The following is a 19414-nucleotide window of genomic DNA, read 5'->3' on the forward strand; positions in this document are numbered from 1 at the left end:
GTGTTGAAGCGTGCAAGCGGTATCCTGCTGCCGGTTTCCAGCCTGCCGGGCCCCTGGGGCATCGGTACGCTGGGCGAAGAGGCCCGGCGGTTTGTGGATTTTCTTGCCGCCGCGGGCCAGACCTACTGGCAGATCCTGCCGGTGGGGCCCACCGGCTACGGCGACAGCCCCTACCAGAGCTTTTCCGCCTTTGCGGCAAATCCCTATTTCATCGACCCGGGTATTCTGATCCGGCAGGGCCTGCTCACCGAAGAGGAGGCCGAGGCGGACTGGGGCGAAGACCCGGCCCGGGTGGACTACGGCGCACTGTATGCCAGCCGCCACACTCTGCTGCAAAAGGCGGCGGACCGGCTGCCGGACGGTGACAGCGGCTTTTCCGCCTGGCAGAAGGAGCAAAGCGCCTGGCTGGAGGACTACGCCCTCTTCATGGCGCTGAAGGAGGAGAACGACCAGCAGAGCTGGTACCACTGGCCGGACGAGGTGCGGCTGCGCCGCCCCGACGCGCTGGCAAAGGCCCGGCAGCGGCTGGCCGGCCGGGTGGACTACTGGAAAAAGGTCCAGTATCTGTTCTACCGCCAGTGGGCGGAACTTCTGGCCTATGCCCACCAAAAGGGCGTGCAGGTCATCGGCGACATTCCCATCTACGTCTCGCCGGACTCCTCGGACATCTGGGCCGATCCGGAACTGTTCCAGACCGACGAAGACCGGCGGCTCACCCGGGTGGCGGGCTGCCCGCCGGATGCCTTTGCCGCTGACGGCCAGTTCTGGGGCAATCCTCTGTATGACTGGCCCCGCCACAAAGCCACCGGATACGCCTGGTGGCTGCGGCGGCTGCGCCATGCGCTCACCATCTACGATGTGGTGCGCATCGACCACTTCCGGGGCTTCGAGAGCTATTATTCCATTCCGGCCAGGGACACCACCGCTCAGAACGGCAGCTGGCAGCCCGGTCCCGGCATGGATTTCATCAGCGCCATCCACGCCGCCATGCCCGGCGCGCGGATTATCGCTGAGGACCTGGGCTACCTGACCCCCCAGGTGAAGGAGCTGCTGGAGGGCAGCGGCTATCCGGGCATGAAGGTGCTGCAGTTCGCCTTCGACCGGCGGGAGGCCGGGGATTATCTGCCCCACAACTACCTGCACAACTCGGTGGTCTACACCGGTACCCACGACAATACCACCACCGCCGCCTGGGAAACCGAAGCCCATCCGGAGGACGTGGCAAGGGCCCGGGCCTATCTGCACACGGCGGACGAGCCGCTGGTGGAAAGCTTCATCCGGGCGGCGCTGGCCAGCGTGAGCAACACCGCCATCGTGCCCATGCAGGACTGGCTGGGCCTGGGCGGCGAGGCGCGGATGAATGTGCCCAGCCGCCCCTGGGGCAACTGGCAGTGGCGGGTGGAGCAAAGCGCCCTCACCCCGCAGCTGGCCGGGCGCATTGCGGCCCTCACCGAGCTGTATGGCCGGTAAACTGGAAAAACATCCAATATCCTTCCAAACGCCTTCCCGAAAGGGAGGGCGTTTTTGTTAGGTTTGGGCAAAGAATGGGGCGGCGCGCTTTTTCTTTTGGGCCAATTATGGTACAATAAGCGATAACGACGCAGCCCGGCGGGCTGCCTGAAACTGCAAGGAGAACTGTTATGCGCACCATTGTCTGGTTTATTTATTTCTGGTTGTATCTGCTCTTCAAACTGCCCCTTCTGCGCCGGGGTCTGAAGGCCCTGGAGGCGGGCGACTGGGCCACCGCCGACGCACTGGCCGACCGCTGGGTGCCCGACTGGGCAGGCAAGCTGCTGCGGCTGGCCGGAGTCACCGTGACCGTGACCGGTAAGGAGAACATTCCTGAGGACCGGCCCTGTGTGTTCGTGGGCAACCACCGCAGCTACTACGACATTCCCCTGGTACTCACTCAGCTGGATAAACCCCATGCGCTGGTTTCGAAAAAGGAAGTGGGCAAGATTCCTCTGGTGCGGGGCTGGATGCGCCTTCTGCACTGCGTCTTCCTGGACCGGGAGGACCCCCGCAAGGCCATGGAAGCGCTGAATGAGGCCATCGCCAATGTGAAGAAGGGCTACTCCGTGATCATCTTCCCGGAGGGAACCCGCAACAAGGGCGAGGAGGGCAGCCTGCTGGAATTCAAGGGCGGCGCCTTCCGCATTGCCACCAAGACCGGCGCCCCGCTGGTGCCCCTGGCTATTCACAACAGCCGGGATATCATGGAAAACAACGGCGGCTGGATGAAGCCCGCTCATGTGACCATCCAGATTCTGCCCCCCATCGAGACCGGAGCAATGAGCCGGGAGCAGCTGAAGGAGCTGCCCCAGCAGACCGCCGCCCTGATCGGTGCGGCCCTGAACGAAAAAAAGGAGACGTAAGGCCATGGCAAGCGCACGTTATACTCTGAACATCGATCCGGAAGATCTGAAGCCGGACGAACCCATTGAATATACCAAAAAGCAGAAGATGGCCAACTGGTGGCACTACAACTGGAAGATTGTGGCGGTAATCGTTGTGCTGGTGGCGATTGCGGGCCACTATATCTGGAAGGCTGTCACCACCGTGCACCCGGACGAGCAGATCGCACTGGTCAGCGCGCAGCCGCTGCCCTCTGAGCTGCAGACGGCGCTGGAGCAGGCGCTGGGCGGCGTGATGGCGGATTCCAACGGCGACGGCCAGGTGCTGGCTCAGATCCGTGCCTATCAGGTGAGCCTGGAGCAGCCGGATACCAGCGACAGCGCCGCCCAGGATGTGGGCGAGGCCATGACCGAGATGACCAACGGTTACATGCAGATGGCCCAGTCCACGGTGCTCACCGCGGATCTTTCCTCCGGCGATGCCTACATCTTCCTGCTGGATGAGCCGGAGGCCTTCCAGAATTCCTACGGCGTGCTGGCCCGGGAGGACGGCAGCATGCCCGATGAGACAAATCCGCTGGACGGCGTGGAGTGGTACAACTGGAGCGATTGCCCGGTGCTGGCGTCGCTGGATCTGGGGGAATACACCACCATGGCAGGCGAGGTCGTGACCGGCCAGGAATACATGAGCCGCTTTGTGGTGGGCCACCGGAGCAATGTCGGGGATGAGGAAGGCAAACTGGATGCCTCCGATGCCCTGTTTGATACCCTCACCGCCGGAGCCACTGCCCGATGAAGGGGCTGTGGGCCCGGCTGACCGGCTGGCTGCCGGGCAGCAAAAAGGCCGCTCCCCCGCCCCGGCCTCCGCTGGAAAACCCCTACCGGCGGTTTTACACCAGCGAGCGCAGCTTTGAAGAGCTGGCCCGCCAGGCCCGGGAGCGGCAGAAGGAACCGCCCAAGCGCTGAAACGGCAGCGAAAAAAGCCGAACCCGACCGAAAAAAGTGCCCGGGGCGGTTGTGCCGGGGCCCGGTCTATGGTATACTTTATCACATTAATGTGACAGGAGGGCGTTGCATGGAACCGGAACAGAGCGTCACACAATCTGTTGAGGAGCTGGATCGTCAGCTGGCCCGGCTGTTCTGCCGCCGGATGGAGCTGGCGGCCCTCAAAGCCCGGGAGCAGGGCGAGGCACAGCCGGTCTTTGCCAGCGGCACACCGGACCCGGAATTGATCACCGAGGCGGCCAGCGAGGACCCGGCGCTGGAGAAGTATTACCGGGCCTTCTGGCAGACCGGGTATCAGCTGGCCGCGCAATATCAGATGGAGGTGCTGGGCCGCAGCCTGGTGGCCTACCAGGGCGTGGAGGGTGCGTTCTCCCACATCGCGCTGCGGAAGCTGTTCCCTCAGGCGGGGGCAAAAAGCTACCCCACCTGGGCGGCGGTGTTTGACGCTGTGCAAAGCGGTGAGGCGGCCTATGGTGTGCTGCCCTTTGAAAACAGCAACGCGGGAGATGTGTCCGCCGTGCTGGACCTCTGCTTTGCCTACCCGGAGCTGCACGTGTGCAAGGTCTACGACCTGCCGGTGCGCCAGAACCTGCTGGCACTGCCCGGGGCGAAGCTGGCGGACATCCGCCGGGTGGTCAGCCATCCCCAGGCCATTGCCCAGAGCGCCCGTTTTTTGAACAGCCTAGGGCTTGCCTCCTCCGAGTGCCTAAACACCGCGGTGGCGGCCAAGCAGGTGGCCGAGAGCGGCGATCTGACTCTGGCGGCCATCGCCAGCGCCGAGACTGCCGAGCTTTACGGTCTGCAGGTGCTGGCGGCGGGCATCAACTCGGACGGCGACAATACCACCCGGTTCATCGTCATTACCCGGGAAAAACCCACCGGCGGCGACCGGTTCAGCCTGCTGTTCACGGTGGATCATAAGGCCGGGCAGCTGGCCCGGGTGATCCAGGCCATCGGCGCGGCCGGGTTCAATATGGAATGCATCAAAAGCCGGCCAATGCCCGGCGTACCCTTTGAATACTATTTTTACGTGGAACTGGAAGGCCAGCCCGGCGAGCAGGCGAGCAAGACCCTGCTGGAGGCGCTGGGGCAGATTTGCAACACACTGCGGGTATTGGGGGTCTACACAAAATGAGCAACGAGCAGACAAGGAGTACCAACGGAATGAAACTGACCATGCGGCTGGGCGAGCGCAGCTACGACATCATCCTGAAGCGCGGCGCGCTGCACAACCTGGGCCTTCTGGCCAATCTGAACCGGAGGGTGCTCATCGTGACCGACAGCGGCGTGCCCGCCGAATACGCCGAAATTGTACGCGCCCAGTGCCGGGAGGGCCACATTGAAACCGTGCCCCAGGGCGAGGGCAGCAAGTGCCTGAAAGTATATGAAAAACTGCTGTGCCGGATGTTGGAACTGGGCTTTGACCGGGGCGACCTGGTGGTGGCCGTGGGCGGCGGCGTTGTGGGTGATCTGGCGGGCTTTGTGGCCGCCACCTATATGCGCGGCGTGGACTTCATCAACTGCCCCACCACCACCCTCTCCCAGATCGACTCCTCCATCGGCGGCAAGGTGGCCGTGGACCTGGGCGCAGCGAAAAACATTGTGGGCGCCTTCTGGCAGCCCCGTCTGGTGGTGGTGGACCCGGATACCCTGTCCACCCTGCCCCGCCGCCACTTCGTCAACGGCCTGGCCGAGGCGGTGAAGATGAGCCTGACCAGCGACGCCGAGCTGTTTGAGATGTTTGAAAAGCTGGATGTGGACGCGGAGATCGAGACCATCATCTATCGCAGTCTGCTCATCAAAAAGCAGGTGGTGGAAAAGGACGAGACCGAAAAGGGCATGCGGGCCATCCTGAACCTGGGCCACACCCTGGGCCACGGCATCGAGGCAGTGAAGGGCATCACCGGCCGCCGGACCAATGGCCTGTACCATGGCGAGTGTGTGGCGCTGGGCCTGCTGCCCATGATTGAGGACCGCCAGCTGGCCAAGCGGGTGCGGGCGGTTTACCGCAAGCTGGGCCTGCCCGCCCGGGTTGCTTACAACAAGGAAAAGGTGTGGGCCTACATGCTCCACGACAAAAAATTCCGCGACGGGCGCATCACGGTGGTGAAGGTGCCCGGCCTGGGCTGCTGGCGGCTGGACAAGCTGGACGCGGACGGGCTGAACGCGATCCTGATGGGGAAGTGATTGGGTGAAAAACACATACGGCAGCGCACTGGCGCTGACCATCTTCGGCGAGAGCCACGGCGCGGCCATCGGCGCGGTGCTGGACGGCCTGGCCGCGGGCATACCGGTGGATGAGGAATTCATCGCCGCCCAGATGGAAAAACGGCGGGCGAAAAAGGGCGGCCTGTCCACCAGCCGCATCGAGGCGGACAAGGTGCGATTTTTAAGCGGTGTGTACAACGGCCGCACCACCGGCACCGCCATCACCATGGTGATCGAGAACACCAACACCCGCTCGGGTGATTACGCCAAGACCCTGGGCCTGTGCCGCCCGGGCCATGCGGACTACACCGCCCATGTGAAATACGGCGGCTTTGAGGACTTCCGGGGCGGCGGGCATTTTTCCGGCCGCATCACCGCAGCACTGTGCGCAGCGGGTGCACTGTGCCAGAGCATGCTGCTGGCCAAGGGCATCCGGGTGGCCACCCACGCGGCGCGCATCGCGGGCGTGGAGGATGAGGCCTTTGCTCTGGAGGAAGAGAAGCTGAACGCCCAGCTGAAGGCTCTGGACGCCTGCACCGGTTTGCCGGTGCTGAGCGAGGCCGCGGGCGAAGCCATGCAGCAGGCCATGCGGGCTGCTGCCTCCGAGGGCGACAGCGTGGGCGGTGTGCTGGAAACGGCGGTCACCGGCCTGCCCGCGGGCGCGGGTGAACCCTTCTTCGACAGTGTGGAAAGCCAGCTGGCTCACCTGCTGTTCAGCATTCCCGCGGTGAAGGGCGTGGAGTTCGGCGCAGGCTTTGCCATGGCCGGGCTGCGGGGCAGCCAGGCCAACGACCCGATGACCGTAAAGGACGGCCGGGTTATTACCACGACCAACAACAACGGCGGCATCAACGGCGGCATCACCAACGGCATGCCCCTGGTGGTGCGCACCGCCGTCAAACCAACCCCCAGCATCTACAAGCCCCAGCAGACGGTGGACATGAGCACCCTGCAGCCTGCCGAGCTGCAGATTCAGGGCCGCCACGACCCCTGCATCGCCCACCGGGCTGCCATTGTGCAGACGGCGGCGGTGGCCTTCGGGCTGGCGGACCTGCTCACCCAGCGCTGGGGTCCGCTGTGGCAGGCAGAGGAGGAAGCACCATGGAATACGGACTGATCGGCGCAAAGCTGGGCCACAGCTACTCCAAGGCCATCCACGAGGCGCTGTGCGGTTATCGCTATGAGCTGTGCAGCCTGCCCACCGAGCAGCAGGCCCGGGACTTTTTGCAGAAAAAGGCCTTCAAGGCCATCAATGTGACCATCCCTTATAAGCAGCTGGTCATCCCCTACTGCGCATGGCTGGAGCCCCGGGCCAAGGCCATCGGCGCGGTGAATACGGTGGTGAACCGGGACGGCATCCTCCACGGCTACAACACCGACTACGACGGCTTTTTGTATCTGGCCAACCAGCACGGGGTGGATTTTAAGGGCAAAAGCGTGCTGATTCTGGGCACCGGCGGCACCAGCCGCACCGTGCATGCGGTGGCCAGGGACCAGGGTGCGGCGGAGATTCTGTTTGCCAGCCGTACCGGCAGGGACGGCGCGCTCACCTATGAGCAGGCCCAGGCCCAGAGCCAGGTGCAGATTCTGATCAACACCAGCCCGGCGGGCATGTACCCGAATGCGGGCGAGTGCCACATCCAGCCTGCGGGCCTGCCCCGGCTGGAGGCGGTGCTGGACGTGGTCTATAACCCCTTTAAAACCGAGCTGATTCTGCGGGCCGAGGAGGCAGGCATCCCCTGCGCCAGCGGCCTGGAGATGCTGGTGGCCCAGGCGCTGTACGCGGCCCGGCAGTTCACCGGGCGGCGCATCTCCTCGTCCAAGATTCAGCCCATCGTGCGCCGCATCCGGGCCCAGAGGCTGAACATCTGTCTGGTGGGCATGCCCAGCTGCGGCAAGACCACCATCGGCCGCCAGCTGGCCAAGGCTCTGAACCGGCCCTTTGTGGACCTGGACGCCGAGATCGAAAAGGCGGCGGGCAAAACCATCCCCCAGATCTTCGAGGAGCGGGGCGAGGAGGGCTTCCGCGCGCTGGAGACCGAGACCGCGGCCCGCTTCGGCATGGGCAGCGGCCAGATCATCAGCTGCGGCGGCGGCGTGGTCAAGCGGCCGGAAAACGTGCGGGCGCTGCACCAGAACGGTGTGATCGTGTTCATCGACCGGCCGGTGGAGCTGCTGAAGGTGGGCGGAAACCGCCCCCTCTCCACCAGTATGGAGGGACTGAAACAGATGGAGGCCGAGCGCCGGCCCCTTTATGAGGCGGCAGCGGACCTTTGCGTGAAAAACAGCGGCGAGCCCTTCAGCAGGGCAACGAAGGCCGCGCAGGAGGCGTTGTATGAAGCTTTTGGTATTGAACGGGCCGAATCTTAACCTGCTGGGCGTGCGGGAACCGGGCCTGTACGGCACGGTGGACTACCAGGGCCTGCTGGAGCTGATTCAGAAAAAATGCGACGAGCTGGGCGTGGAGGTGCGCTTTTACCAGTCCAACCACGAGGGAGACCTGGTGGACGCCATCCAGGAAGCACGCTTCGACTGCGACGGCATCGTCATCAACCCGGGAGCCTACACCCACACCAGCGTGGCCATTCTGGACGCGCTGAAGGCGGTGGCGCTGCCTGCGGCGGAGGTGCACATCACCGACGTGACCAAGCGGGAGCCCTTCCGCCAGATCAGCTACGCGGGCATGGCCTGCCAGGGGCATTTCATCGGCCAGGGCCTGCAGGGCTACCTGAACGCGGTGGATTTTCTCCTAGAGACCGTTCAGAAAAACAAGCAATAACCAGCCACAGGAAAATAAAACATAGGGAAAGGAAAAGAAACAGCGTATGATTATCTCCACCAAACGCGGCACTCCTCAGGAGGAGCTGCAGAAGATTATTTCCGAATTCGAGAGCCAGGGTCTGGAGGTCACTCTGATCCGCGGTACCGACTACAACGTGTTCGGCCTGGTGGGCGACACCACCAAGATCAACGAGAAGGTCGTTGCCGCCAACCCCTGGGTGGACAGCGTGACCCGTGTGTCCGCCCCTTACAAAAAGGCCAACCGCCTGTTCCACGAGGCCGACACCATCGTGGACGTGAACGGCATCAAGATCGGCGGCAACGAGCCGCTGGTCATCATCGGCGGCCCCTGCAGCGTGGAGGGCGACGAGTCCACCATGAAGATTGCCCAGGCTGTAAAGGCGGCGGGCGGCTGCATGCTGCGCGGCGGCGCCTACAAGCCCCGCACCTCCCCCTACGCCTTCCAGGGCCTGGGCACCGAGGGCATTCTGGCCATGGTGAAGGCCCGCGAGGCCACCGGCCTGCCCATCGTGAGCGAGCTGATGAGCGAGGATAAGATCGACGAGTTCGAGGAATACGTGGACGTGGTGCAGATCGGTGCCCGCAACATGCAGAACTTCCAGCTGCTGAAGGCAGTGGGCAAGATGAAAAAGCCGGTGCTGCTCAAGCGCGGCCTTGCCAACACCATCGAGGAGTGGATCATGAGCGCCGAGTACATCATGGCCGGCGGCAACGAGAACGTAATCTTCTGCGAGCGCGGCATCCGCACCTTCGAGAAGTACACCCGCAACACCCTGGATCTTTCTGTGGTGCCCATCATCAAGCAGAAGACCCATCTGCCCATCATCATCGACCCCAGCCACGCTACCGGCGACTGGCGTCTGGTGGAGAGCATGAGCCGGGCCGCCGTGGCCGCTGGTGCCGACGGCCTGATCATCGAGGTACACACCGACCCCGAGCATGCCTGGAGTGACGGCGCCCAGACCCTCAAGCCGGACAAGTTCCGCGAGACCATCGACCAGTGCCGTCAGATTGCCCAGGTGCTGGGCCGGGGCGTGCGTCAGCCCCTTGACTGAGCAGACCCAAAAGGAGGAACTCCCATGATCGCCCATATCCAAGCCCCGGCCGCCATCGGCGGCCGGATCACCGCGCCGCCCTCCAAGAGCATGGCCCACCGGGCGGTACTCTGCGCCGCGCTGGCCCGGGGAACCTCCCGGGTGGAGAACCTGGAATTCAGCCAGGACGTGGACGCCACCCTCACCGCCGCCGCCCGGCTGGGCGCGCAGGTGGAGCGGGGCGAAGGCTGGGCGCAGATCACCGGCAGCGGCAGCGTGGCCTGCCCGGACGGCCCGGTGGACTGCTGCGAGAGCGGCAGCACCCTGCGCTTTCTGATTCCGGTGTTCAGCCTGTGCGGCCGGCGGGTGGAATTTTCCGGCCGGGGACGGCTGCTGCAGCGGCCCATGGGTGTATACGAGAAGCTGTTCCGGGCCCAGGGCCTGGAATTTGACCAGAGCGAAGGGGGGCTTGCCATCCGCGGGCCCCTCGCCTCTGGCGACTACACCATTCCGGGAGATGTGTCCAGCCAGTTCATCAGCGGGCTGCTGTTTGCCCTGCCCCTGCTGCAGGGGGATAGCACCCTCACCATCACCCCGCCCTTTGAAAGCCGCAGCTATGTGGAGCTGACGCTGGCCGCCCTGCGGGACTTCGGCGTGCAGGTGGACTGGGCGGACGAGAGCCGCATGAAGCTGCTGATCCCCGGCGGCCAGTGCGGCCGCGGCCGGGACTACCGGGTGGAGGGCGACTACAGCCAGGCAGCTTTCTTCGCCGTGCTGGGCGCGGTGCTGGGCGGCATCACCATCGAGGACCTGCGCCCGGACTCTTTGCAGGGTGACGGGGCCATTCTGCCCATTCTGGAGCGCTGCGGCGCCCGTTTTGTACGGGATGGCAGCAGCGTGACCTTTGAAAAGGCTCCCCTTTCCGGCACGGTCATTGATCTGGCCGACTGCCCGGACCTGGGCCCCATCCTGATGACGATGGCCCTCTTCTGCGAAGGCGAGACCAGGATCATCAATGCCGGGCGGCTGCGCATCAAGGAAAGCGACCGCATTGCCGCCATGGAAGAGGAGTTGCGCAAATTCGGCGCGGATATTGAGAGCACCCAGGATACCGTGACCATCCGCCCGGCGGCGCTGCACGCCCCGGCGGAGCTGGACAGCCACAACGACCACCGGGTGGTGATGAGCCTTGCCATGGCGGGCCTCTGCACCGGGGTGCCGGTGACCATCCGGGACGCGGGCGCGGTGGCCAAGAGCTGGCCGGACTTTTTCCGGGTATTGGAGCGCGCGGGTGCGCAGATCGAGGTGCGGGATGAATAAGAACGACCGTTTTCTCATTGTGGGCCTGGGCCTGCTGGGCGGTAGCTATGCTCGGGGCTTGACCCGCGCGGGGTTCGGGGAGGTATACGCCATCGACACGAACCCCGAAGCCATCCGGTTTGCCCGGGATAAGGGCTACATTGCGGATGGCGCAACCGAAAATTTTGAAGAACTGGTGCGAATGGCGGACCGGGTGGTCTTCGCCCTCTACCCCACCGCGCTGGAAGGCTGGGTGGCCCGGTACGGTGCGCTGCTGCGCCCGGGCTGCATCTGCACCGACGTGTCCGGCGTGAAGGCGGGTCTCGTGGAAACGGTGCAGGCGGCTCTGCCCGAAGGGGTGGAGTTCATCGCCAGCCACCCTATGGCGGGCAAGGAGGTCAGCGGCGTGGAGAACGCCCATCTGGTGGATTTCTCCCCCGCCAATTTCCTGATTACCCCCACTGAGCGCAACACCCCTGAGGGGGTGGAGTTTGCCCGCCAGCTGGGCCGGGCCCTGGGCTTTGCCCACATTCGGGTGCTCAGCTGCGCCGAGCACGACCGGATGATCGGCTACGTGAGCCAGCTCACCCATGCCATTGCAGTGAGCCTGATGTGTGCGCCGGGGGCCGAGCGGTTCGCCGAGTACACCGGCGATTCCTTCCGGGATCTGACCCGCATCGCCCGCATCAACGAGACCATGTGGGCCGAGCTGTTTTTGTGGAACCGGGAAAACCTGATCGACGAGATCGACGGCTTTACCGCCCGGCTGCAGGCGTTAAAGGGCTATCTGCAGCAGGGCGACCGGGCTGCGCTGGAGGAGATGTTCCGCCAGTCCACCCGGGCGCGGGCCGCCTTTGACAAGAAGGAAAAGGAGGAGTGAGCCATGCCCCGCAGCGAAGGTCAGAAGGGCAAGCTGATATGGCTGCTGCGCATTCTTGCCCGCCACACCGATGAAGAACATTTGATCAATGTGCCCCGCATTCTGGAGCTGCTGGCCGCCGAGGGGGTGGCCGCTGAGCGCAAAAGCGTGTACGACGACATCGCCACCCTGCGGGCGCTGGGCTACGACATCGTGCAGCACCGGGGCCGGGGTGGCGGCTATTATCTGGCCAGCCGGCCCTTCCAGCTGCCCGAGCTCAAGCTGCTGGCCGACTCGGTACAGGCCTCCCGCTTCATCACCCGCAAAAAGAGCGACCAGCTGATCCGCGCACTGAGCCAGTTTGCCAGCCAGTGGGAGGCAAATGAGCTGCAGCGGCAGGTGTTCGCCTCCAGCCGGGTGAAGAGCATGAATGAGAGCATCTATTACAACGTGGATGCGCTGCACCGGGCCATCGCCTCGGACCGGCAGGTCCGCTTTGTGTACCAAGAGTGGAATCTGGACAAAAAGAAGGTGGCCCGCCGGGGCGGCGGCGCCTACCAGGTGAGCCCCTGGGCGCTGCTCTGGGAGGAGGAGAACTACTACCTGGTGGCCTTCGAAGAGGGCAAGGGCATGCGTCACTACCGGGTGGACAAGATGACCTCCATCGCCCTTCTGGACCAGCCCCGCCTGGGCCGGGAGGAGTTCGACCCTCAGAAGATGCGCGACTACGCAAAGCCCATGTTCGGCATGTTCGGCGGTCCGGTCAGCCGGGTGGAGCTGCGGTGCGAAAACAGCGTCATCGGCCCCATGCTGGACCGGTTTGGCACCGGCGTGACCATCCTGCCCCAGCCGGACGGCTGGTTTACCCTGTATGCGGACGTGGTGGTCAGCCCGCCCTTCTTCGGCTGGCTGTGCGGCTTCGGCGGCCGGGTGGAGCTGGTCTCCCCCGCGGCGGCCCGGGAGCAGCTGCGCCAGACGCTGGAGACCATTTCCAAAGCCTATCAACCAAAAGAAAACGTATAGCCCACGCTGTCAGCAGGACTCGGAAAACCGGGCCCTGTTTTTTGTGTAAAAAATTCCCTTTGAATGAAGAATATCCCGGTCACAACTCGTCTTTACGTTTGTAAAGAAAACGCCCGGCAACAAATTTTGAACGGTTTGCCCGCTGGCGACGAAAAAGGAAAAGGGCGGTGTTTGCCTGCCCGGCGTTTTGAAAATCGACGGTCTTGCACAGACCGTTCCAACCATGAAATGAAGAGGAGTCGATGAGGGATGAGCAGGATCATATCGTTTTTTGGCCGGCATAAAAAGGCGCTGATCGCGCTGGCGATTCTGGCTGCAGTGGGCGCGTTCGGCTGGACGCGGATGAATCAGGCGGCAGTGGCCGCGCAAAAAGCGGCGGAACAGCAGGTATAAACATTCACGCTGGAAAAGGGTGATCTGAGCCGGACTCTGAGCGTGAGCGGAAGCATCCAGTCCGCCCAGGTGACCGAGGTGGCTGCGGCCCAGACCTACCCGGTGGCCGAGGTGCTGGTGAGCGAGGGCGACGTGGTGGCCGAGGGCGATGTGATTGCCACGCTGGACACCACCGACCTGGACGCTCAGATCCAGGTTCAGCAGGAGGCGGTGGCCGCGGAGAAGCAGCAGAACGAGCTGAGCATCTCCCAGGCCCAGCGCCGTCTGGAGGATGCCCGCAACCAGAAGGCCATCGACGAGGGCGTTACCGCCGATTGGGAGCAGACCGAAAAGGACGCCAAGCTCCGGCAGGACAGCCTGGCCATTGAGGATGCCCAGGACGTACTGGTGAATGCGGTGGCAGCGGCAGATGCCCCCAGCGCGGCGGCTCAGCAGCTGAAGACCCTGCAGAGCGCCAAGGCGCAGTGCACCATTACCGCACCCTGCTCCGGCACCGTCACCCAGGTGAAGGCCGTGGTGGGCGGCGCAGCGGGCGCCATTGCCACCATCGAGAACCAGAGCGCTCTGGAGGCGCTGCTCAGCGTGCGGGAATACGACATCAACCAGCTGGCGGTGGGTCAGAGCGTGACCCTCACCTCCGGCGCGAAGGACGTGTTCCACGGCTCCATCACCTGGATTGCCCCCAAGGCCACCGTGAACGAGAACGGCGAGGCCAGCTATGCGGTGAAGGTTTCGGTGGACGACGCCACCGAGGCGCTGCGTCTGGGCATGACCGCCAAGGCCAAGGTGCTGCTGGAGGAAAAGAAGGGCGTGTTCAGCGTACCGCTGGATGCGGTGGGTACCGATGAAAACGGCGAGGCGGTGGTCTACCGCAAGGATACCGATGCGGAAGGCAACGTGACCTTCACGCCGATCCCGGTGACCACCGGCATGGAGACCGAGCTGTCCGTTGAGGTGAGCGGCGAGGGCCTGACCGAGGGCATGGAGCTGCGCAGCCTGGCCGATCCGGAGGCGATGGCATGAGCGGGGAGAAGAAGCCCATCATCCAGCTGAGGGATATTGTAAAGACCTTTTACATCGGCCAGCCCAATGAGCTGGAAATCCTGCACGGCATTGATCTGGATGTGTACGAGGGCGAGTTCGTGGCCATTGTGGGCGAGTCCGGCAGCGGCAAGTCCACCTTGATGAACATCGTGGGTGCGCTGGATAAGCCCACCCAGGGCAGCTACTGGCTGGACGGCATCGACATGACCGCCGCGAAGGACAGCGAGCTTTCCGCCCTGCGCTGCCGCAAGATCGGCTTTGTGTTCCAGACCTTCAACCTGATCGGCCGTACCAGTGCGTTGAAAAATGTGGAGCTGCCCATGCTGTACAATGGCATCGGCGCGGCAAAGCGCACCGCCCGGGCCAAGGAACTGCTGGAGCTGGTGGGCATGGAAAAGCGGATGAATCACCAGCCCAACGAGCTTTCCGGCGGTCAGAAGCAGCGGGTGGCCATTGCCCGGGCAATGGCAAACGACCCGGCGGTGCTGCTGGCGGACGAGCCCACCGGCGCGCTGGACTCCGCCACCGGCCGGGTGGTGATGGACCTGTTCCACAAGCTGCACAAGGAGCAGGGCAAGACCGTCCTGCTCATCACCCATTCCCGGGAGCTGGCCGCCGAGTGTGAGCGGATTATCACCATCCGGGACGGACGCATCACCGGCGAAGTGAAGGGGGGCGTGGCACAGTGATCTGGGAAAACATCAAGCTGGCCCTGGGCGGGCTGCGCAGCAACAAGATGCGGGCGCTGCTCACTATGTTGGGCATTATCATCGGCATCGGCTCGGTGATCGCCATCGTCACCGTGGGCAACTCGCTCACCAGTACGGTGAGCGAAAGCCTGGTGGCCATGGGCGGCAATAATCTGCAGCTGAGTGTGGACCCCCGGCCGGACGAAAACGGCGACTACCCGAACAGCTACAGCTATCAGGAAAGCGACCTGCTCAACGACGAGATGCTGCAGGCCTACGAGGAACGGTTTGCCCAGCAGATCAAGGCGGTGGTGCTTACCGAGAGTGGCGGCGCGGGCAAGATTCAGCAGGGCGCGAACACCGCAAAGGTGAGCATTACCGGCGTGAACCAGGGCTATTTCGATGCGGACAAGTACGAGCTGGTGGCGGGCCGGGCCCTGAATGAAAAGGATCAGGAGGGCGTGCGCCAGGTGGCACTGGTGAGCGACGTGCTGGTGGATAACCTGTTCGGGGGCGACGATCAGGCGGCCCTGGGGCAGACCATCGAGGTAACGGAATCCGGCGGCGCGGTGCATGAGTTTGCCATCGTGGGCGTGTACGCCTACCAGACCATGAGCCCACTGCTGGGCGGCAGCGCTACCGTGAACAAAAACACCACCACCGACCTGTATCTGCCCCTTACCACTCTGCACGAGATGAACGGCATCGCCGAGGGCAGTTATTTCTGGTGCGAGGTGGTGCCCGCCGCCGGAGTGGATGCGGACGCCTTTCAGCGGCGCAGTGAGCAGTTCTTCGAAGAGAGCTATTACAAAAACAACGAGCAGTTTCTGGTCACCGTGTACAACCTGCAGAACGAGATGAGCTCCATCACCAGTGTACTGGATACCATCTCTCTGGCCATTGGGGTGATTGCGGGCATCAGCCTGCTGGTGGGCGGTATTGGCGTGATGAACATCATGCTGGTGAGCATCACCGAGCGCACCCGGGAAATCGGCGTGCGCAAGGCGCTGGGCGCCACCAACGGGGCCATCCGCACCCAGTTTATTGTGGAGTCGGTGGTCATCTGCCTGGTGGGCGGTGCATTGGGCATTCTGGTGGGCTTCGGTCTGGGCAGTCTGGGGGCTTCCCTCATCGGAGCACCCGCCCGGGTGGACCTGGGCACCGTGCTGGTGGCAGTGGGCTTCTCCATGGCCATTGGTGTGTTCTTCGGCTATTATCCGGCCAACAAGGCCGCCAAGCTGGACCCCATCGAGGCTCTGCGCTACGAATAAACAGACCAAAACACCCGGACGGCATCCGGGTGTTTTTTGTATGCAAACGTGCTATAATCAGAAAAAAGCAGGGCCGTACCGGCCCGCTGCAAAAGGAGGCATCCCCATGAATCCCACCCAACAAGGCATTCAGGACCGCAAGAGCGTGCGTGTCTTTCTGGATCAGCCCGTTACCCCGGCAATGAAGGAGCAGCTGCTGGAGGCAGCGTTCCAGGCCCCCACCGCAGGCTGCCAGCAGCTGTATACCATTCTGGATATCACGGACCCGGAGCGCAAGGCCCGGCTGGCCGACCTGTGCGACCATCAGCCCTTCATCGCCACCGCCCCGGTGGTGCTGGTTTTCCTGGCGGACTGTGCCCGCTGGCCCCAGGTGTATCAGGAGGCGGGCTGTGAGCCCCGGCCTGCCGGCGCGGGCGATCTTTTCCTGGCGGTGGCGGATGCCTGCATTGCCGCTCAGAACGTGGTGGTGGCCGCCCAAAGCCTGGGACTGGGCAGCTGCTACATCGGCGACATTCTGGAAAACTGCGAGCAGGTGCGTCAGGAGCTTGCTCTGCCCGCTCAGGTGGTCCCGGCGGCCATGCTGGTGATCGGCTGGCCCACCCGCCAACAGCAGCAGCGCAAAAAGCCTGCCCGCTTCGCCCGCAATTACATTGTGGCGGAAAACCAGTACCCGACCTTCACCGGCGAGCAGCACCGGCAGGCGCTGGAGGACCGGGCCGCCCGGGGCGGCAATGAGACCTTTGATTTTGATCAGTGGGTCAAGGCCTTTGAGCAGCGCAAATATGGCAGCGATTTCTCCCGGGAGATGAGCCGCAGCGCCGCGGAATACCTGAAGGACTTTTTGAAATAAACGGCAAAATGCCCGGATTCGATAACTAATCGAATCCGGGCATTTTTGTTTGCTTTTATAAAGAAAAGGATTATTTGTTTTGCGGAGGCTTATTTCGGGGCGGCGCCACCCGAATCGCTCTGCGCCTGCGGCGCACTGCTGCCCGGCGGGCAAACAGACGAACCAGGAATACCAGCACGATCAGCAGAACGCACACCAGCGCGGCCAGCAGCGGCAGCCAGGGGCGAAGCAGGTCTACTGCATACAGCCGGAAGCTGCGCTCGTAATCCTGCAGAGCGACCAGCTCGGTGGAGCCGACGGTCTCACCGTTCACCTGTACGGTCAGCCGACCAAGTACCTGCCCGGCCTGTACCGGAGCATCCAGGGAATCGACAACGGTCTCGATCTGAATCTCCGGCGCGTTGGCACCGGTTCCAGCCAGTACCACCAGCGGGTCTTTGGCATACAGGCCCACGGTGTCGCTTTCCGCGCACCAGCGCAGCGGAAGCTGGGCTTCCGGGGTCTCGGTGTTCACTGCAGCGGTGGGAGCAAGGGACTCCAGTGCCCAGTCATACAGATTGGCCGCGGTGTGGAAGGCGTAGTTTACGCCGTCCTCCGCCAGGCCGTCCTGCGCGCCCATCACCACCAGCAGCCAGCTGGCCCCGCCCTGCTGCGCGGCGGATACATAGCATCGGCCCGCCTCGTCGGTAAAGCCGGTCTTCATGCCCCGGATGTAGTTTCGGTACAAAGGGGAGTCCGGATTTTGCATCACCACGGTGCTGTGAATCTGGTAGCTTTTTCCCTCCGGCGCACCGGCGTCCGCCTGGGTGTGCAGCTCGGTCAGGGGCATCCAGTAATCGGTGGAGCACATGATCTCCATCAATGTCTCGTTCTCCATGCAGGCGCGGGCGATTCGAAACATATCCTGCGCGGTGCTGTAGTTGCCCTGAGCGATGCCGTCCAGACCGTGGGGGCAGCTGAAATGGGTGCTGGTGCAGCCCAGCTCGGCAGCCCTTTGATTCATCTGTTCCAGAAACGCGGCCTCATCCCCGCCGCCCAGATACCAGGCGATGGCGCTGGCCGCATCGTTGCCGCTGGGCAGAAGACAGCCGTAGAGCAGGTCCTCCAGCGTTACCGTTTCACCGCAGAGCAGGCCTGCTGTGGTGCCGTAGTTGGCCCGTATTTCATTGAACTCCGGCTGCAGCCCGGCGGGAATGGTGAAGGCCGTGTCCAGAGGCTGACCGCTCTCCACCAGAAGCAGCGCGGTCATCAGCTTGGTCAGGCTGGCGGGAGCCCGCTGCTCCTCTTCGTTTTTTGCATAGACCAGGGTCTCGGTGTCCAGCTGATAGAGATACACAGCCTGAGCCATGTCCGCTGCGCCCTGGGGCGGTTCCCACTGGGCGGCGGCAGGCATGGCCAGTCCGATGGCCAGCGCCAGCAGCATCACCGCGCACAAAAGTCTGGTTTTCAACCATCTTCCTCCCTTACTGTGGAATTCTTACCAGCGATTATTATACCGGCTTTAGGCCTGCGCACGCAAATGTTTTTGAAAAAGATCGGGTCAGGAAGCGGAAACCGGCCGCAGCAGCCCCCAAAGGCCGTTCTGTTTGGCCCAGACCAGACCGTCCGGGGCCGGGGCCAGCGCCTGATAGCTTCCGAAGCCGATGAGCTTTTTGCCCTCGCTGCTCAGCAGGGCGTATTCTCCGCCCTTGCGCACTACCACGCCTGCCTCCAGGCAGGGGGCGGGCCAGATTCGCTGCCAGACCGCGCTGTCGTTGCCCTGCGCATCCCGGTCGGTGGTCTGCCCCCAGACACCGTCGTATTTGCAGGGAATCACCAGCTCACCCTGACGGTTCAGATAACCCCATTTGCCTTTTTTCTCCACCGCGATCAGACCACCGCTGCCGGGGCGGGCCTGTTCATAAACAAAATCCGTGAGCAGCGTACCGTCAGCCGTGGCGACGGCATAAAGGCTTTTTGGCTCGGCCTTCATCACCTGTGCGCCCTCCAGTTGGTTGTATTCCCAAATACCTTGCCGCACCGGGAGAAGCTCGCCGGTTTCGTCCGACTCCAGCACGGGGCTTTGTGCCCCGCTTTCGTTCCAGCTGTGGCGGCGCACCTGGCCGGACTCCTCATCCCACACATACTCCACGCCCAGGCCTCCATGGCCCGGCTCGGTCTGGAGGTCAGGGTCATAGACTGCCAGCTGCCGGTCCAGCTCCGGGTCAGAGAGCAGCGCGCCGTCCGGACCGGTGGCCAGCAGATGTCCGTCCGGGCACAGAGCGGGCGGCTGAGAAAACTGCGGTTCCACCACCCACTCGCCGCTGCGCCCGTCCACAAGACCCCACAGCTCACCCTGCTGGGCGGTACAGAGGGCACGAAGCGCTTCATCCTCCGGCAGGCGGCCCTCCAGAATTCCTCCCCCGCTCACCGCCAGGGGCTCGATCTTGTCCGCCTGCAGCTGGGGCTCCACCACCCATTCGTAGCTGCTCTGCCCGGTGCTGCATCCGGCCAGCAGGGCCAGCAGCAGCCCGGCCGCGGCCATTCTGCAAATCGCTTTCATGCCGCTTCCTCCTTTGTATTCCGTAAGAAAAACAAAACGGG

Annotated in this window: 20 protein-coding genes; 18 read left to right on the top strand and 2 right to left on the bottom strand. The window is 63.7% G+C overall.

Annotated features, from left to right (window positions below):
- Nucleotides 1-3: 3 nt before the first annotated feature.
- The 18 genes from malQ (at nt 4) to PH256_RS10400 (ending at nt 16831) form a co-directional block, all read left to right on the top strand.
- On the top strand, nt 4-1470 hold the full coding sequence (malQ, locus tag PH256_RS10315) for a 4-alpha-glucanotransferase (RefSeq protein ID WP_442866661.1): 1467 nt from the start codon (nt 4-6) through the stop codon (nt 1468-1470).
- A 170-nt stretch (nt 1471-1640) separates the two neighbouring features.
- A complete protein-coding gene (locus PH256_RS10320) occupies nt 1641-2375 on the top strand; it encodes a lysophospholipid acyltransferase family protein (RefSeq protein WP_270914077.1) in 735 nt (244 codons plus the stop codon).
- Between the two features lie 4 nt (nt 2376-2379).
- Nucleotides 2380-3150 (top strand): hypothetical protein, encoded by a 771-nt coding sequence (locus PH256_RS10325; protein ID WP_270914078.1) that lies wholly within the window; start codon nt 2380-2382, stop codon nt 3148-3150.
- Nucleotides 3147-3320, top strand: coding sequence for a hypothetical protein (locus tag PH256_RS10330; RefSeq protein ID WP_270914079.1), 174 nt, complete (start codon nt 3147-3149; stop codon nt 3318-3320). The genes PH256_RS10325 and PH256_RS10330 overlap by 4 nt, the downstream gene beginning before the upstream one ends.
- Before the next feature lie 109 nt (nt 3321-3429).
- Nucleotides 3430-4494 (top strand): prephenate dehydratase domain-containing protein, encoded by a 1065-nt coding sequence (locus tag PH256_RS10335; protein WP_270914081.1) that lies wholly within the window; start codon nt 3430-3432, stop codon nt 4492-4494.
- 29 nt (nt 4495-4523) lie between these two features.
- Entirely contained in the window at nt 4524-5546 is a 1023-nt protein-coding gene (locus PH256_RS10340) for a 3-dehydroquinate synthase (protein ID WP_270914083.1), read from the top strand.
- Between the two features lie 4 nt (nt 5547-5550).
- The gene (aroC, locus tag PH256_RS10345; RefSeq protein WP_270914085.1) at nt 5551-6684 is read left to right on the top strand and encodes a chorismate synthase; all 1134 of its coding nucleotides are present in this window, start codon (nt 5551-5553) and stop codon (nt 6682-6684) included.
- On the top strand, nt 6669-7937 hold the full coding sequence (locus PH256_RS10350) for a shikimate kinase (protein WP_270914086.1): 1269 nt from the start codon (nt 6669-6671) through the stop codon (nt 7935-7937). Before aroC ends, PH256_RS10350 begins: the two co-directional genes overlap by 16 nt.
- Complete coding sequence (gene aroQ, locus PH256_RS10355) at nt 7903-8346, top strand: type II 3-dehydroquinate dehydratase (RefSeq protein ID WP_087184492.1); 444 nt, start codon at nt 7903-7905, stop codon at nt 8344-8346. The genes PH256_RS10350 and aroQ overlap by 35 nt, the downstream gene beginning before the upstream one ends.
- Nucleotides 8347-8392: 46 nt before the next feature.
- A complete protein-coding gene (gene aroF, locus PH256_RS10360; RefSeq protein WP_087181292.1) occupies nt 8393-9424 on the top strand; it encodes a 3-deoxy-7-phosphoheptulonate synthase in 1032 nt (343 codons plus the stop codon).
- Nucleotides 9425-9448: 24 nt separating this feature from the next.
- A complete protein-coding gene (aroA, locus tag PH256_RS10365) occupies nt 9449-10723 on the top strand; it encodes a 3-phosphoshikimate 1-carboxyvinyltransferase (RefSeq protein WP_270914088.1) in 1275 nt (424 codons plus the stop codon).
- The gene (locus PH256_RS10370; RefSeq protein ID WP_270914090.1) at nt 10716-11582 is read left to right on the top strand and encodes a prephenate dehydrogenase; all 867 of its coding nucleotides are present in this window, start codon (nt 10716-10718) and stop codon (nt 11580-11582) included. The genes aroA and PH256_RS10370 overlap by 8 nt, the downstream gene beginning before the upstream one ends.
- Before the next feature lie 3 nt (nt 11583-11585).
- Nucleotides 11586-12584, top strand: coding sequence for a helix-turn-helix transcriptional regulator (locus PH256_RS10375; protein WP_270914091.1), 999 nt, complete (start codon nt 11586-11588; stop codon nt 12582-12584).
- Nucleotides 12585-12833: 249 nt separating this feature from the next.
- Nucleotides 12834-12977 carry a hypothetical protein gene (locus PH256_RS10380; protein ID WP_270914092.1) on the top strand — a complete coding sequence of 48 codons (144 nt, stop codon included), beginning with the start codon at nt 12834-12836 and terminating at the stop codon, nt 12975-12977.
- Nucleotides 12978-13013: 36 nt separating this feature from the next.
- Nucleotides 13014-14000, top strand: a complete 987-nt coding sequence (locus tag PH256_RS10385; protein ID WP_270914142.1) for an efflux RND transporter periplasmic adaptor subunit — start codon at nt 13014-13016, stop codon at nt 13998-14000.
- Nucleotides 13997-14710, top strand: a complete 714-nt coding sequence (locus tag PH256_RS10390) for an ABC transporter ATP-binding protein (protein ID WP_270914093.1) — start codon at nt 13997-13999, stop codon at nt 14708-14710. The genes PH256_RS10385 and PH256_RS10390 overlap by 4 nt, the downstream gene beginning before the upstream one ends.
- The gene (locus tag PH256_RS10395; RefSeq protein ID WP_270914094.1) at nt 14707-15981 is read left to right on the top strand and encodes an ABC transporter permease; all 1275 of its coding nucleotides are present in this window, start codon (nt 14707-14709) and stop codon (nt 15979-15981) included. Before PH256_RS10390 ends, PH256_RS10395 begins: the two co-directional genes overlap by 4 nt.
- A gap of 106 nt (nt 15982-16087) precedes the next feature.
- The gene (locus tag PH256_RS10400; RefSeq protein WP_270914096.1) at nt 16088-16831 is read left to right on the top strand and encodes a nitroreductase family protein; all 744 of its coding nucleotides are present in this window, start codon (nt 16088-16090) and stop codon (nt 16829-16831) included.
- A 70-nt stretch (nt 16832-16901) separates the two neighbouring features.
- Here the strand turns inward: PH256_RS10400 and PH256_RS10405 are convergent, their stop codons facing one another.
- Both PH256_RS10405 and PH256_RS10410 read right to left on the bottom strand, forming a co-directional pair.
- Nucleotides 16902-18281, bottom strand: a complete 1380-nt coding sequence (locus tag PH256_RS10405; protein WP_270914097.1) for a D-alanyl-D-alanine carboxypeptidase family protein — start codon at nt 18279-18281, stop codon at nt 16902-16904.
- 90 nt (nt 18282-18371) lie between these two features.
- Nucleotides 18372-19373, bottom strand: coding sequence for a WG repeat-containing protein (locus PH256_RS10410; protein ID WP_270914098.1), 1002 nt, complete (start codon nt 19371-19373; stop codon nt 18372-18374).
- Nucleotides 19374-19414: the final 41 nt, after the last annotated feature.

The organism is Allofournierella sp. CML151, from assembly GCF_027853465.1.
Lineage (GTDB): Bacteria > Bacillota > Clostridia > Oscillospirales > Ruminococcaceae > Allofournierella.

Bases quoted from the DNA above. Each gene is read 5' to 3' on its own strand.
- PH256_RS10320 (WP_270914077.1), top strand. From the start codon at position 1,641: ATGCGCACCATTGTCTGGTTTATTTATTTCTGGTTGTATCTGCTCTTC.
- PH256_RS10325 (WP_270914078.1), top strand. From the start codon at position 2,380: ATGGCAAGCGCACGTTATACTCTGAACATCGATCCGGAAGATCTGAAG.
- PH256_RS10330 (WP_270914079.1), top strand. From the start codon at position 3,147: ATGAAGGGGCTGTGGGCCCGGCTGACCGGCTGGCTGCCGGGCAGCAAA.
- PH256_RS10335 (WP_270914081.1), top strand. From the start codon at position 3,430: ATGGAACCGGAACAGAGCGTCACACAATCTGTTGAGGAGCTGGATCGT.
- PH256_RS10340 (WP_270914083.1), top strand. From the start codon at position 4,524: ATGAAACTGACCATGCGGCTGGGCGAGCGCAGCTACGACATCATCCTG.
- PH256_RS10350 (WP_270914086.1), top strand. From the start codon at position 6,669: ATGGAATACGGACTGATCGGCGCAAAGCTGGGCCACAGCTACTCCAAG.
- aroQ (WP_087184492.1), top strand. From the start codon at position 7,903: ATGAAGCTTTTGGTATTGAACGGGCCGAATCTTAACCTGCTGGGCGTG.
- aroF (WP_087181292.1), top strand. From the start codon at position 8,393: ATGATTATCTCCACCAAACGCGGCACTCCTCAGGAGGAGCTGCAGAAG.
- aroA (WP_270914088.1), top strand. From the start codon at position 9,449: ATGATCGCCCATATCCAAGCCCCGGCCGCCATCGGCGGCCGGATCACC.
- PH256_RS10370 (WP_270914090.1), top strand. From the start codon at position 10,716: ATGAATAAGAACGACCGTTTTCTCATTGTGGGCCTGGGCCTGCTGGGC.
- PH256_RS10375 (WP_270914091.1), top strand. From the start codon at position 11,586: ATGCCCCGCAGCGAAGGTCAGAAGGGCAAGCTGATATGGCTGCTGCGC.
- PH256_RS10380 (WP_270914092.1), top strand. From the start codon at position 12,834: ATGAGCAGGATCATATCGTTTTTTGGCCGGCATAAAAAGGCGCTGATC.
- PH256_RS10390 (WP_270914093.1), top strand. From the start codon at position 13,997: ATGAGCGGGGAGAAGAAGCCCATCATCCAGCTGAGGGATATTGTAAAG.
- PH256_RS10400 (WP_270914096.1), top strand. From the start codon at position 16,088: ATGAATCCCACCCAACAAGGCATTCAGGACCGCAAGAGCGTGCGTGTC.
- PH256_RS10410 (WP_270914098.1), bottom strand. From the start codon at position 19,373: ATGAAAGCGATTTGCAGAATGGCCGCGGCCGGGCTGCTGCTGGCCCTG.